This window comes from Polaribacter ponticola, from assembly GCF_026191475.2.
Lineage (GTDB): Bacteria > Bacteroidota > Bacteroidia > Flavobacteriales > Flavobacteriaceae > Polaribacter > Polaribacter ponticola.
Genome location: NZ_JAOSLC020000004.1, coordinates 146,760 through 160,483 on the forward strand (window position 1 = coordinate 146,760; position 13,724 = coordinate 160,483).

Below are 13,724 nucleotides of genomic sequence, written 5' to 3' on the forward strand. Positions count from 1 at the left end.
CATGATAAATCAAAGTGTTAACGAAGGAAAAACTGCTGCAATAATTAGTCATTTTTGGATTATTGGCTTAATTATAGCTTTTATTATGAATATGAGTAAGAAAAATTATTTTTCTAGCTTCTATATTAGACAAATGATAGGACTTAACGCATTACAATTTTTAAACGGATGGATTGTTTATAAATTTTTAGGAGGTACTGCAGGTTGGATTGTTGGCGTTTTATTATTTGTTCTTTGGATTATTTCTTTATTTGGCGCAATAAAAAGTGAAGAAAAATTAGTTCCTGTAGTTGGAGAACAGTTTCAAAACTGGTTTAAAAATTTTTAATCCTTTACCTTAAAATTATTTATTTCTTATGAGTTTACAATACATAGTAAGAGAACCTAAAAAAGGCACAAAAAACGCACCTTTATTAATTTTACTTCATGGTTACGGAAGTAACGAGCAAGATTTATTTTCGTTTGCAGAAGAATTACCAGAAGACTTATTAATAGTAAGCGCACAAGCACCTTACACAATGGGTAACAGAGCCTATGCATGGTATGCAATTAATTTCGACAATGTAAATGGAAAATTTTCTGATTTAAAACAAGCTAAAGAATCTATTGATAAAATTGCCATTTTTATTGATGAAATAAAACAAAAGTACCAAACAAACCCTACTAAAACCTTCCTTTTAGGCTTTAGTCAAGGTGCAATTTTAAGCTATTCCTTAAGTTTTTTCTATCCAAATAAAGTACAAAACGTTATAGCTCTAAGTGGCTACATAAATTCTGAAGTTTTACCAAATACAATTTCGAAAGAAATAACAACTAACTATTATTGCTCTCATGGTTCTGTAGACCAAGTTTTACCTGTTGAATGGGCCAGAAAAAGTAAACCTTTTCTTGATAACTTAAACCTACAAAACACGTATTCAGAATACCCTGTTGGCCATGGTGTTGCTCCACAAAATTTTTATAGCTTTAAGTCTTGGATAGAAGAAAGATTACAAATAACGAACAACCCGCAAGATTAATTAATTAAAAAAAGCCACTTATCTTTTCAATTAATTCATCAGCCTTAAACGGCTTAAAAACAACATTAGAAAAACCTAAATTTAAGTAATTATCTCTATCTTTTTTAGTTGCATTACCAGTTAATGCAATAAAAGGGGTTTGTTTATTTTTTTAAAACCTAACTTCTTTTGAATTAATTGCTCTCCAGAAATTTCTGGCATATTTATATCTAATAATACAACATCAAAATGCTTCTTATTTAAAATATTTAATGCCTCTAACCCATTATTTACTATTGTTACATCTACCCCTACTTTTTGCAAAAAATGTGTTGTGATTTTTTGATTCAAAAAGTCATCATCTGCTACTAAAATACATTTTCCTTTCAATAAATTATTATCAAAAACATTACTTACTTCCTTTCTCTTACCATTAAATTTTTCAACTTTTTTAAAAGGAATTTCTACAGAAAAAGTTGTACCAACATTTAACTCACTAAAAACAGAAATTGTTCCATTCATAGCTTCTACAAGTCGTTTAACTATAGATAACCCTAATCCTGCACCTCCAAATACTCGATTATCATTAATTTCATTTTGCTGATACTCTTCAAAAATTTTTGCTGTTTGCTCATCGGTCATTCCACGACCCGTATCTATAATTTTAAAACAAATTTCTGAAGTTTTATCACTATTATAAACCAATTCACTTACCAAAGAAACAAAACCTGTATTCGTAAATTTTAATGCATTATTGAGGAGATTAGATAGCACTTGAACTACCCTAACTTCATCTCCTAAAACAATATCTGGAATAACATTTGAAGTTGAAATACTCAAAACCACTTCTTTGTTTTTTTGCTGGTCTTTAAAATTTATAAAACAGTTATTTATAATTTCTTTAATATTTATTTCTTCAGAAACCAACTCCAACTTACCTGCTTCAATTCTAGATAAATCTAAAATATCATTTACAATAACATTTAAGTTTTTTCCGGCTAAAGACAAATAACCAACGTACTCTTTTACTTTATTACTTAAAACTTCTTCAGAAATCATATCAGTATACCCTAAAATAGAATTTAAAGGATTTCTAACTTCATGACTCATCATTGCTAAAAAGCGAGTTTTCTCTTCGTTAGCCTTATCAGCTACTTTTCTTAATCTAGCTAATTCTTTATTTTTTTCTACTATTTCTCTTTTTACAAAAAAAACATCGTTTCTACTTTGATTTAATTGATCTACAAACTTATATACATTGGTTCGATCGTGAATTAAAACAGATATAGATTCATTAGACTTAAACAAGTCTAAATCGATATTGTATTCTTTATTATTAGAACTTACAACCATACCTTCCATAGAAAAAGGCTCTTTTAAAGGCAATGCTTCTAACGTTCCTATTAAAAAAGGGCATGTGGTAAAAATAGATTCTTTAAGAGTAAAATTATCCTTAACAAACCTACCTGCATTTATAGCTATTATTATACCTTTAAAATCGGTAGTAAGCTCAATAAATACTGAATCAATTTTAGCAAGTATCAAAAAAATTATTTTAAAGTTTGTTTAGCGAGAATAGTAAATGCATCTTCTACATTTTCATCTTCTTTAGCACTTGTAATTAAATCTACAGAAATAGAAATGGTTTTTAAAATATGATTAATTTCATCAGAATTAAGCAAATCTTTTTTATTACCAACTACAGTAATATTTTTTAAACCTGATAATTCTTTTACAACTTCAACCTTGTTTTTTAAATTTAAATAAGTTTCCTCTCTACTAACATCAAACACATACATTGCAGCACTTGCTCCTAAAAAATAAGCTTTAGGCACTTTTTCATCATCATTTGTTCCTGCTACATCCCAAATTAACAATTTAATTTCTTCTTTATTAAATTTTACAATTTTAGAACTAACTCTAACACCAATTGTACTTATATAATCTTCAGAAAATTCACTCAACACAAACCTTCTAATTAAAGATGTTTTACCAACCCCAAAATTACCAACCAATAAAACTTTTTTTGCAATCATGAAATAATCTTAAATAATTTTATTTGTTTTTAAAAAAGTTTCTTCAATAATTTTACTCAACCTCTCTTCATCAGATAAATAAGCTCTATCTCGTAAAATTATTTCTGCAAGGTTATTTATGTTTTCTAACAATTCGTCTTTAAAGTCAGGATTTAAAACCCCAGAAGTAGCTGTTGCTATATAAATTGTTTTAAAATTCTGTATAGATAATTGAAATGTTTCAAACTTTATATCTTCTAAGTTCTGCCCTTCTTTAGAAAAAGCATCTTCAGCAAAAGACTTAATAGCCGTTAACATGCCAGACACCATATCTTTATCAGCTATTTCTCCTCTAGAATAATTACCTGCAAGAATTCCAGAATCTTTTTCTATAACAAAAACCTCTTCTATAATAGGCTCAAAAACCTCTTGCAAAACATCTTCAGCATCAGTTTTTTTACCTTTAAATAAACGTTTTAATATATGCTTAATAGAAAACTTATTATTAATAGTTTCATTAATACTATTAGAGAGTTTTGTAATTTCTGCAACAATAAATTTCTTAATCAGTTTACCCATAATTGGGTAAAGTGCTTCCACTACTTCGTCTTGAGATTCTCTAATTTGAACTTTTATACTTTCTGTTATGTTGTCTCCAAAATATTCGGGAAAATTTAGTTTTAAATCTTCTATTTTTTCATCAATAACAGGGTCTACTTTTAACTTGAACTTTTGACGTTCTAGAATTTCTTCTTGAAGTAATTTGAAGTCTTTTCTATCTTCTGCTAAAAGCAATTCTTTGAGTAACTCAAAACGATTGTCTTTATTATCTACAGTCGTTTCTTTCATCTATTCTTGCAACATCAATGCAATTTTTTCTAAAGCTTTACCTAGTTTTCTTCTATCCGCTTTTTCATCATCTAAATCTGCAAGCTTCTTTTCTAAATCATCATTTAAATCTTGAAACTTATGATCTACTAAGCTTTCTAAGTCTGCTAATTTATTTTCAATATTTGCTACAGATTCTGATAAGTTTTTACGCGATTCGTCTTGTAAAGCTTTTATTTTATCGTAAACATCTGCAAATTCTGAATCATATTGTTGAATGTTTTCACCAAATATAAGATCTCTTACTGCTGCAATTCTTGTATCTATTTGCTGATTAGCAGGAGATTCATTATTCTGTTCTGGTTTTTTTGACATAGATTTTAAGTTTAAATAGGGTTTTTATAACTTTCTTGTTATTACTTAATAAAGTTCTGAAAATAACAGCTATATATACAAATATACATTAAAAAATAATTTATTAAAATCTATACCACTATTTTTAAGCCATCAAAAGCCAAATAAACGTTTTCGGGCAATATTTTAGATACTTCATTATGAAAACCTAACTTGTGACTTATATGTGTAAAATATGTTTTTTTAGGCTTAATCTCTTCAACAAACTTTAGAGCTTCATTTAAATTAAAATGTGTTGGATGCTCATCTATTCGTAAAGCATTAACGACTAAAACTTCTAAATTTTTTAACTTATTTTTTTCAATTTCAGATATCGATTTCACATCAGTTAAATAAGCAAAGTCTTGAATTCTATAAGCAGTAACTGGTAAATTACCATGCATAACCTCTATTGGAATTACTTGAAGCTCATCAATCAAAAAAGGTTTATTTGAAACAACTTTAGATTTTACACTTGGAGCTCCAGGATATCTATTTTTTTGCTAAATATATACTGAAAACGTTGCTCTAAACTTTTTAAAGTTCTTTTATCTAAATAAATAGGCATCTCTCCTATTTTATAACAATAAGGTCTTAAATCATCTAAACCAGCTGTATGATCTGCGTGTTCGTGAGTAAATAAAACACCATTTATTAATTGAACCTTCTCACGCAACATTTGTTGCCTAAAATCTGGACCACAATCAATTACATAAGAAAAATTATCCCATGATATTAAAATAGAAGAACGCAATCTCTTGTCTTTAGAGTTTTTAGATAAACAAACGGGATCATTACTCGCAATCATTGGAATTCCTTGAGAAGTACCAGTTCCTAAAAAAGTTATCGTTAAGAGTTTCTTATCATTCTTCATTTAAACAAAAGTAAGATAAAAATTGACTGATAGTATTCTATTTTATTACATTTGTTATAGATAAAAATATAACCATATATGGCAATTTCTTTAAAAGGGGATCAAGAAATTAGTAGTGTACCAACTACTAAAAGCAAAGCTTTAAGAATAAATTTAAATACAGATATTTACGGAACTTTTGCCGAAATTGGAGCTGGACAAGAAACTGCTCGTAATTTTTTTAGATCTGGCGCTGCATCTGGCACCATTGCAAAGGCAATGAGTGCTTATGATAAAGATTTTTCTGATGCTATTTATGGAATTGAAGAAGATAATAGGTATGTAACTCAACCTCGCTTACACACGATGCTACGTCATGAGATTGATTTAATTGAAGATCGATTAAGTAGACAAAAACACCCAGATAAGCTATTTTTTAGTTATGCTAACACTGTTACTACTATTGATTTTGCTAGAAAATTTAAAGGCCATGGTTGGGTTGGAATCCGCTTTCAATTAGACCCACTTGAAGATTACAACGAAATTGTACTTCATTTACGCTTTAAAGAAACCGATGCACGTTTACAACAAGAAACACTTGGGGTATTAGGAGTGAATTTAATATATGGTGCTTTTTACTTAAACGACAACCCAAAAGAACTTGTTAAATCTTTTTATGACAACCTAGGAAATCATCAATTAGAGATTGATATGATTAATTTTTCTGGGCCACGTTTTATGTATGTAGACAATAGGTTAATGAGTCTTCAACTACTAAAAAACGGAATGACTAATGCAGTTATGTTTGGTCCTGATGGAAATAATTTATTACCAGCACAAGTATTATACAAGAAAAACATTTTAGCTTTAAGAGGTAGTTTTAGACCTGTAACGAAAGTTAATATGGATATGTTCGAACAGTCCAAAAAAATGTTTTTAAAAGAAAACAAAGTAAAAGAAGAAAAAACTCAAGTTATTTTTGAAATTACTTTAAGCAACCTTTCTGCGGAAGGTAAAATAAATGAAAGAGACTTTTTAGACAGGGCAGAATTACTATGTTCTTTAGGACAAAATGTTATGATTACTAGTTTCCAACAATATTTTAAACTTGTTGAGTATTTTAGTGAATTTACTAAAGAAAGAATGGCTTTAGCAATGGGAGTTTACAATCTAATTCAAATTTTTGACGAAAAGTATTATAGAGACTTAAGCGGAGGTATTTTAGAAGCTTTTGGAAAACTCTTTCATAGAGATTTAAAAATTTACATGTACCCATACCACGATCAAGCCTCTGATGAGTATATAAACAGTGAAAATTTAAAAGTACACCCTAGAATGAAAGAATTATATAAATTCTTTAAAATTAATGGTAGGCTTGTAGATTTAAAAGACTTTGATAAAGAAATTTTAGATATTTTTTCTAGAACTGTTTTAAAAATGATAATGAATGGAGAAGAAGGTTGGGAAGAAATGCTACCTAATGGAATTCCTGAAACTATAAAACAAAAACGTTTATTTGGCTACTCTAGATCTAGATCTAAGAAATAAATTAAAAAAAATATTTTTTAATTAAACCTTTATAGTATTTTTCTGTCTTATAAAAACAAATAGTTTTTTTTTGATAGACGAAACTACATTAGTATCTCAGCTAAAAAATAGCAAAACCAAAGAGCAAGCTTTTCGAGTATTGATAAATCAATACAAAGAACGCTTGTATTGGCATGTTCGTAAAATTGTAATTTCTCACGATGATGCAGATGATATTTTACAAAATACATTTATTAAAATATTTAAAAATATAAATAAATTTAATGAGCAAAGTAAACTTTATTCATGGATGTATAGAATAGCGACTAATGAATCTATTACTTTCATAAACAAAAGAGCGAAAGAAAGAAGTGTTGATATCTCTGAATATCACGAAAAATTAGCATCTACATTAGAAAGTGATGATTTTTTTAGCGGTGATGAAATTCAGCTCATTTTACAAAAAGCTATTGCAACATTACCTCAAAAGCAACAACTGGTTTTTAACATGAAATATTTTGATGAGTTAAAATATAATGAAATTTCTGAAATTCTAGAAACTTCGGTTGGAGCTTTAAAGGCATCATATTTTCATGCTGTTAAGAAAATAGAAAAATACATAAATTCAGAAGCTAATTAAACCTTTTAAGATAATTATTGTCTAAGTAATAATGAAAAGCGATATAAAAAATAGCGAATACTTTATAAGTACTAAAATTGGTAAGAAAACTGGTTTTAAAACTCCTTCAAATTATTTTAATAATTTGGAAGATGCCATTGTCGCAAAAGTTACAGAAGAAAATTTCTCTAAAAAAAATGGATTTACAGTTTCTGATTCATATTTTAATAACCTAGAAGAAAATATAATAAACAAAATAACTAAAAAAGAAACTAAAATTATTTCGTTTAAAGAAAGTGTTTTAAAATTAATTCCATTAGCAACAGCGGCTTCAATTATTCTATTTATAGGTTTAAATTCTTTTATTTTTAATAAAACCGAGGAAAACCCTTTTGATAAATTAGCTGATTTTGAAGTTGAAAACTGGATTTCGAATAATATTAGTTTAATAAATGATGATGATTTAGCTCTTACTTATAATGATGTTGAATTTGATGATTTAGAAACTATACCAAATTCAATAAGTAATGATGAATTAGAAAACTATTTAAACAACGAAGAAAACTTATCATTAATTTTAGAAAATGATTAAAATGAAAAAAAACTTTTTTTAATAGCAAGTTTGTTTTTTATTTGTTTTAGCACATACGCTCAAAAATCAGGTAAAAAAGAATCTCATGGAGAAAAAATAAAAGCTTTAAAAATTGCTTTTATTACCGAAAAATTAAATTTAGACACTAAAGAAGCAGAAAAATTTTGGCCAATATATAATAAATACAACGACTTATTATATCAATTAGAAAGAGTTGAAAAACATAAATTGGTGTACATAATAAAAGAGGCTAATGGAATTGATGCAATTTCAGAAAAAGAAGCAAAATCTATATTTGAAAAAAACACTAATTTAGATGCTAAAATTCATAAAATAAAAATGGATTATGACAATGCATTAACTAAAGTCTTATCCCACAAAAAAATTCTAAAGCTAAAAATAACCGAAAGAGAATTTATTAGAAATTTAATGAAAAAATATAGAAATAAAAAAATCTAAAAAAACGATAATAAAAAAGGAAGCTAATTAGCTTCCTTTTTTATTTTATTAAACTTAAACAAACATATAATTCAGGTTTGTTTGCTGTAAACTGTTTTAACCAAATTGTTAACTCATCAATCTCATAAGGCAACAATCTCTTTAATCCTTTATCTAACTCTTTGCAAAATAAATCTGAATTAAAACTAACTTTTTTTAGTACAGTTTTAGTGTACTCAAACATTGCTCTAGCCATTTTTCATTAATTATATTAATCTTATAACGTTAACTATACATTTTTAGTATAAGCTAATACAAAGTTAACAAAAAGACCAACATCTATAATAGATGTTGGTCTTAAAGTTATGTTTAAAAAATGTTAAGATTATAAACTATTAATCTTTTCAACTAAACCTTTTGCTTTAGTTTCTAGATCTAAGTTTATAGCTTTAAAATGCGCTTTTTTGTTTTCAACTTTTTTAGTATTAACACTAGCAATTAAAGAGTCGAAAGTTACAATAGCTTCATCAATAATTTCATCACCTTTTTTCTGCTCGTTTTTTAATATTGCAACATCAATTGCATATTCTATAACATCGCCTAACACGTAGTTAATATCTTTCTTTAAGTTTTTAATACTTGACATAATATATTTATTTTAATGCTGCAAAAGTAGTGTATTTATTATAAATAGGGTAATACTTCTCTAATATTTGAAACAGTTTTATAAGTAGCGTTTGTTTGATTTTCTTTTGAAACCTCTTCATGTGCCCAAGTTGTATGAAAAGGAACATGAATAGCTGAAGCTCCTATAGAAATTAAAGGTAATACATCCGATTTTAAAGAGTTACCAATCATCAATAACTCAGATGCTTCAATATCTAAATGCTGAATCAATCTTAAATAATCTTTATCCTTTTTATCACTCATTACCTCTATGTGGTGAAAATATTTTAATAAATTAGATTTTTCTAATTTACGCTCTTGATCTAACAAATCTCCTTTAGTAGCAACAACAAGTTTATATGAACCTTGTAAAGTTTCTAAAACATGTTCTATTCCGTCTAATAAGATTATTGGCTTTTCAAGCATTTCTTTACCAATATTTAATATTTTATCAATTGTTTTTTGACCAATTTGATAGTTTGATAATTCTAAAGCACACTCTATCATAGATAATATAAACCCTTTAACACCATAACCATAAAATTCTAGGTTCTTTATTTCTGTCTTAAAAAGTTCTTGATCTATCTTATTTTCGGTTTCATAACCAGACAATAATTTTGCAAACTCTTTTTCTGCTTCTCTAAAATAAGTTTCATTTACCCATAAAGTATCATCAGCATCAAAGGCTATTACTTTAATTTTTGATTTCATTATAGATTTAAGTGTTTTTTTGCTTTTTCTAAATCTTCAGGCGTATCAATACCAACAGCTTCAACATCTGTTTCTACCATTTTTATTTTTTTACCTATTTCTTGATATCTAATTGCTTCTATTTTTTCTGCTGCTTCTAAAGGTGTCATTGGAGTATGATAAAAATCTATTAAAGCTTGTTTTCTAAAAGCATACACTCCTTTGTGCTTAAAATATTTAACCTCTATACTTTTATCTCTATGAAATGGTATAACACTTCTAGAGAAATAAATAGCCATGTTATTTACATCTGTAATTACCTTAACATTATTTGGATTTTCTATATCTTCTTTATTTGTAATCTGTACTTTTAAAGATGCTAAATCTACCTCTTTTAGTATATCTTTTTTAAAGACATCTACTAATCTAGATAAAGAAACCGTATCTATAAATGGTTCATCTCCTTGTACATTAATAACAATATCAGCTTCAATATTTTCTACAGCTTCTGCAATTCTATCAGATCCACATTCGTGCTCTTTAATACTCATTATTGCTTTTCCGCCAGCTTTCTCTATTGTATTGAAAATAATTTCTGAATCTGTAACAATAAAAACATCATCAAATAAATTAGTATGTAAAGCTGCTTCGTAAGTTCTTAAAATTACAGGTTTTCCTCCTAAATCTTTCATCAATTTTCCAGGAAAACGACTTGCACTATAACGTGCAGGAATCATAGCAATTATTTTCATAAATCTATTTTATATAAACTTCTAATAATTCTGATTTTTCATCAGCTATTATTTTAATATTTTTAATACAAGCAGGCACTAAAATAGTTTCTCCCATTTGTAATTTTTCTGCTTGATTTTTATACTGAAACTCTACACTTCCCTCAACACACATATATATAACAAAACTATCTTTATCATTATGATCAACAAAAACCTCACCGTTTAAAGGTAAAACATTTGTTGTAAAATATGGGCAAGAAACAATTTCTGAAGCTTTATTTTCTTCTTTAGAATAAGCCGATTTATACGAATCCTTAATTGAATAATCTATAGCATCAATAGCTTCTTCGGTATGTAAATCTCTAAAAGTACCATCTGGATTTGGTCTATCCCAATCATAAATTCGATACGTAACATCTGATGTTTGCTGAATTTCTGCCAACATTACTCCTGCTCCAATTGCATGTACTCTACCAGTAGGAATAAAGTAAACATCACCTTTATTTACTTCATCAACATTTAAAATTTCTAGTAAAGTTTTATTTTCTAAGTGCTCTAGGTATTCAGCTTTTGTAACCTCTTTTTGAAAACCAACAATTAAATTTGCTTTCTCATCTGCTTGCATTACATACCACATTTCAGTTTTTCCAAAAGAATTATGACGTTTTTGTGCTAGCTCATCATTAGGGTGTAATTGAATGCTTAAGGCTTCTTTTGCATCAATAAATTTAATTAACAAAGGAAACTTTTCTCCAAAATGTTTAAATATCTTTTCTCCTACTAATTCTGACTTATATTCAGAAATTAAACTTTTTAAATTCTCTCCTATTAAATTTCCATTTAAAACCACAGAAGTATCACCTTCAACATCAGAAATTTCCCAGCTTTCACCAATATCACTTCTCTTTGTATCTTTGTTTAAGTATGTTGCTAATTTTTCTCCTCCCCAAATTTTATCTTTTAAAATTGGTTCAAATTTTATAAGTTGATTAACCATATTTTTTTTACTTTATTTTGCAAAATTAATATTTTAAAATACAAATTCACTTACCAGACACAAAAATCTAATTAACCACTCATTATCAGGTATTTAAAAATATTTATTAATTCCATAATAATTATAAAAAAACATAATTACAATTATAAGTTAAAACTCATAACAATTACAAATTTTATGTATTTTTAAACCCAATAATTAAAAACAGTTTAGTGTTAAAAAAGCAATTATTTTTTTATATTTTCTTTTTGATGTGCTTTAAAATAGCAGCATTTCAAAGAACTTTATATGTAGACAATTTTAATAACATTCTAGGTAACCCTAGTAAAGAAGACAAACTGCTTTTTTTGCTAAAAGAAATAACTTTAATACACTTATTCTATACCAATTAAACAAAGTAGACAAACGTTTATCTTTATCAGACCCCAGAAAAAACAATACTTTAGCAGAATTTATTTCTAAATCAAAAATTAAATTTGGACTAAAACATATTGGAGCCTCTGGTGAAGCTGCTTCCTTTTTTACCGATGTAATTGACATCTATAATAAATCTAGAAATAAGCCAGAAGAAAAATTTGACATCTATAATTTAGAATACGAATATTGGTCCAGAAAAGCTTCTGGCATCGATGGTTATTACTGTATAAATTACTTAGAAGAAAACAAAATCACCTGCAATAGAGAAGGTTCTTTCAACTATTTTATAAGTAATTTAAAAACTTTAAAATCACTTTCAAAAGAAAGTAAACATAAAATAAATATAGAGGCTTATGTAGGTTATTACACTAAAAATGAAATTAGTGAGATAACTAAATATTGCGATAGATTATTAATTCATGCTTACGGAAAAACACCTAAAATGAGTTTTTCTACAGCAAAAAGTAGTTTAAATCATTTATATAAAATAAATAGCAAGGTAAAAGCTTCTATTTTATTTTCTACAAGAATGGACCAACTAGGATATTGGTTAAAGTTTGAAAGTATAGGAAATTGTGAGTCTCAGTTTATTAAAGAAATGAATATTAAAAATATTAACTTAAAAAAGAATTTGAATTTTGATGGTTTTACTTATCACACTTATTCGTTTTTAGAAAAATCTATTAGTTACTTTTCTTATAGTAAAAATTAATTCCTATTCGCCAGAGTAGCTTACAAAGTTTCTAGGTGTTTCATATAAAGTAATTTTTAAATCTAAATTTAAGGGGATATGATTTCTCAATTTAGTATAAATTACTACAGAAATATTTTCTGCTGTAGGGTTTGTATTTTTAAATTCTGCTACCTCCATATTTAAGTTTTTATGATCAAAACTATCTTCAATTTCAGACTTTATTAATCGTCTTAAAATAGCTAAGTCCATAACAAAACCCGTTTCAGGGTTAATTTCTCCAGTTACAGAAACTATCAATTCATAATTATGACCATGAAAGTTTGGATTACTACATTTCCCAAAAACGTCAAAATTTTCAGCATCAGTCCAATCTTTTCTATGCAATCTATGAGCTGCATTAAAATGTGCTTTTCTATGAACAGTAACTCTAGGCATCTTCTTTTATTAAAATATTAAACAATTGAAAGATTAACAATTCGATCAAAAGATTTATCAAAAATTATTTTAAACCACTCTGTATATAAAAAGGGGTTTTTCTCAATATCATGCTTTACATCTTCTAAAAACATCCATTTATAATCTTCTACTTCTTCTTTATTTATAACTGCTTCATCATCAAAATAACCTATTAAAACATGATCTAATTCGTGTTCGGTTAAGCCGTTATCAAAAGGTGCTTTATAAATAAATGAGAATACTTCTTTTAAATCAGTTTTAAAACCCATTTCTTCTTCTAATCTTCTAACACCTGCATCTAGATTACTTTCTCCATTTCTTTGATGAGAACAACAAGTATTAGTCCATAACATTGGAGAATGGTATTTATGAGCTGCCCTTTGCTGTAACATTAATTCTCCTTTTTTATTAAAAATAAAAACCGAAAAAGCTCTATGCAATAATGCTTTCTCATGCGCTTCCATCTTAGGCATTAAACCTATTTGATTGTCATTTCTATCAACTAAAACAACTTGTTCTTCCATATTTGCAAATATAATGTAAACTACTAGTATTAAAACTTAAAAAATGAATAAAACCATTAGATTTTTCTATTGTTTTATTTTGTTGATTTATATTTGACTTTTCTAAAAAATCATTCTAAAACAGTGAAGTGTTTCTATAAAATATTATTTTTTTAATTACAGTTTCTTTCTTTCAATGTAATGAAGAGAAAAAAGAAGAATCTGTTAAAATTAAAAAGAAAATCAATCTTAAAAAAAGAAAGAAGAAGAAATTTTAAAACCTTGGGACAGCTTAAATAGGCAC

The 13,724-nt window shown here is 27.0% G+C and carries 19 protein-coding genes and 1 pseudogene; 7 read left to right on the plus strand and 13 right to left on the minus strand.

Annotation, left to right across the window (positions count from 1 at the left end):
• The first annotated feature begins 1 nt into the window (after window position 1).
• Window positions 2-328 (plus strand): hypothetical protein, encoded by a 327-nt coding sequence (locus N5A56_RS17050; RefSeq protein ID WP_265724342.1) that lies wholly within the window; start codon window positions 2-4, stop codon window positions 326-328.
• 28 nt (window positions 329-356) lie between these two features.
• On the plus strand, window positions 357-1,019 hold the full coding sequence (locus N5A56_RS17055) for an alpha/beta hydrolase (RefSeq protein WP_265724341.1): 663 nt from the start codon (window positions 357-359) through the stop codon (window positions 1,017-1,019).
• Window positions 1,020-1,139: 120 nt separating this feature from the next.
• On the opposite strand, the gene N5A56_RS17060 is transcribed toward N5A56_RS17055, so the two are convergent.
• From N5A56_RS17060 to N5A56_RS17080, 5 genes and pseudogenes are all read right to left on the minus strand, one after another.
• Entirely contained in the window at window positions 1,140-2,543 is a 1,404-nt protein-coding gene (locus N5A56_RS17060; RefSeq protein ID WP_274270622.1) for an ATP-binding response regulator, read from the minus strand.
• Window positions 2,544-2,548: 5 nt separating this feature from the next.
• Window positions 2,549-3,034 (minus strand): Rab family GTPase, encoded by a 486-nt coding sequence (locus N5A56_RS17065; RefSeq protein ID WP_265724339.1) that lies wholly within the window; start codon window positions 3,032-3,034, stop codon window positions 2,549-2,551.
• Between the two features lie 9 nt (window positions 3,035-3,043).
• Window positions 3,044-3,862: a cell envelope biogenesis protein OmpA gene (locus N5A56_RS17070; RefSeq protein ID WP_265724338.1), complete on the minus strand. Its 819-nt coding sequence runs from the start codon at window positions 3,860-3,862 to the stop codon at window positions 3,044-3,046.
• Window positions 3,863-4,216: a fructose 1,6-bisphosphatase gene (locus N5A56_RS17075; RefSeq protein ID WP_265724337.1), complete on the minus strand. Its 354-nt coding sequence runs from the start codon at window positions 4,214-4,216 to the stop codon at window positions 3,863-3,865.
• Between the two features lie 110 nt (window positions 4,217-4,326).
• Window positions 4,327-5,108: pseudogene (locus N5A56_RS17080) on the minus strand (MBL fold metallo-hydrolase).
• 78 nt (window positions 5,109-5,186) lie between these two features.
• Between N5A56_RS17080 and N5A56_RS17085 the strand changes: the two are divergent.
• The 4 genes from N5A56_RS17085 to N5A56_RS17100 all read left to right on the plus strand — a co-directional run bounded on the left by N5A56_RS17085 (window position 5,187) and on the right by N5A56_RS17100 (window position 8,284).
• Window positions 5,187-6,635, plus strand: coding sequence for a TonB-dependent receptor (locus N5A56_RS17085; RefSeq protein ID WP_265724335.1), 1,449 nt, complete (start codon window positions 5,187-5,189; stop codon window positions 6,633-6,635).
• A 70-nt stretch (window positions 6,636-6,705) separates the two neighbouring features.
• Window positions 6,706-7,254 carry an RNA polymerase sigma factor gene (locus tag N5A56_RS17090; RefSeq protein ID WP_265724334.1) on the plus strand — a complete coding sequence of 183 codons (549 nt, stop codon included), beginning with the start codon at window positions 6,706-6,708 and terminating at the stop codon, window positions 7,252-7,254.
• 31 nt (window positions 7,255-7,285) lie between these two features.
• Window positions 7,286-7,825 (plus strand): hypothetical protein, encoded by a 540-nt coding sequence (locus tag N5A56_RS17095; RefSeq protein ID WP_265724333.1) that lies wholly within the window; start codon window positions 7,286-7,288, stop codon window positions 7,823-7,825.
• A gap of 30 nt (window positions 7,826-7,855) precedes the next feature.
• Entirely contained in the window at window positions 7,856-8,284 is a 429-nt protein-coding gene (locus tag N5A56_RS17100) for a sensor of ECF-type sigma factor (RefSeq protein WP_265724332.1), read from the plus strand.
• A 40-nt stretch (window positions 8,285-8,324) separates the two neighbouring features.
• On the opposite strand, the gene N5A56_RS17105 is transcribed toward N5A56_RS17100, so the two are convergent.
• The 6 genes from N5A56_RS17105 to N5A56_RS17130 form a co-directional block, all read right to left on the minus strand.
• Window positions 8,325-8,519 carry a hypothetical protein gene (locus tag N5A56_RS17105; RefSeq protein ID WP_265724331.1) on the minus strand — a complete coding sequence of 65 codons (195 nt, stop codon included), beginning with the start codon at window positions 8,517-8,519 and terminating at the stop codon, window positions 8,325-8,327.
• Between the two features lie 129 nt (window positions 8,520-8,648).
• A complete protein-coding gene (locus N5A56_RS17110) occupies window positions 8,649-8,909 on the minus strand; it encodes a hypothetical protein (protein ID WP_265724330.1) in 261 nt (86 codons plus the stop codon).
• A 38-nt stretch (window positions 8,910-8,947) separates the two neighbouring features.
• Window positions 8,948-9,640 (minus strand): HAD family hydrolase, encoded by a 693-nt coding sequence (locus N5A56_RS17115; protein WP_265724329.1) that lies wholly within the window; start codon window positions 9,638-9,640, stop codon window positions 8,948-8,950.
• Window positions 9,640-10,371: a 3-deoxy-manno-octulosonate cytidylyltransferase gene (kdsB, locus tag N5A56_RS17120; RefSeq protein ID WP_265724328.1), complete on the minus strand. Its 732-nt coding sequence runs from the start codon at window positions 10,369-10,371 to the stop codon at window positions 9,640-9,642. The genes N5A56_RS17115 and kdsB overlap by 1 nt, the downstream gene beginning before the upstream one ends.
• Window positions 10,372-10,375: 4 nt before the next feature.
• Window positions 10,376-11,350, minus strand: coding sequence for a type I phosphomannose isomerase catalytic subunit (locus tag N5A56_RS17125; RefSeq protein ID WP_265724327.1), 975 nt, complete (start codon window positions 11,348-11,350; stop codon window positions 10,376-10,378).
• A gap of 321 nt (window positions 11,351-11,671) precedes the next feature.
• Window positions 11,672-11,890, minus strand: a complete 219-nt coding sequence (locus N5A56_RS17130) for a hypothetical protein (protein WP_274270623.1) — start codon at window positions 11,888-11,890, stop codon at window positions 11,672-11,674.
• 319 nt (window positions 11,891-12,209) lie between these two features.
• Between N5A56_RS17130 and N5A56_RS17135 the strand changes: the two genes are divergently transcribed.
• Window positions 12,210-12,479: a hypothetical protein gene (locus N5A56_RS17135; protein WP_274270624.1), complete on the plus strand. Its 270-nt coding sequence runs from the start codon at window positions 12,210-12,212 to the stop codon at window positions 12,477-12,479.
• A gap of 3 nt (window positions 12,480-12,482) precedes the next feature.
• On the opposite strand, the gene N5A56_RS17140 is transcribed toward N5A56_RS17135, so the two are convergent.
• Together N5A56_RS17140 and idi are read right to left on the minus strand one after the other, a co-directional pair.
• Entirely contained in the window at window positions 12,483-12,896 is a 414-nt protein-coding gene (locus N5A56_RS17140) for a 6-pyruvoyl trahydropterin synthase family protein (RefSeq protein ID WP_265724325.1), read from the minus strand.
• Window positions 12,897-12,913: 17 nt separating this feature from the next.
• Window positions 12,914-13,441: an isopentenyl-diphosphate Delta-isomerase gene (gene idi / locus N5A56_RS17145; RefSeq protein WP_265724324.1), complete on the minus strand. Its 528-nt coding sequence runs from the start codon at window positions 13,439-13,441 to the stop codon at window positions 12,914-12,916.
• Between the last annotated feature and the right edge of the window lie 283 nt (window positions 13,442-13,724).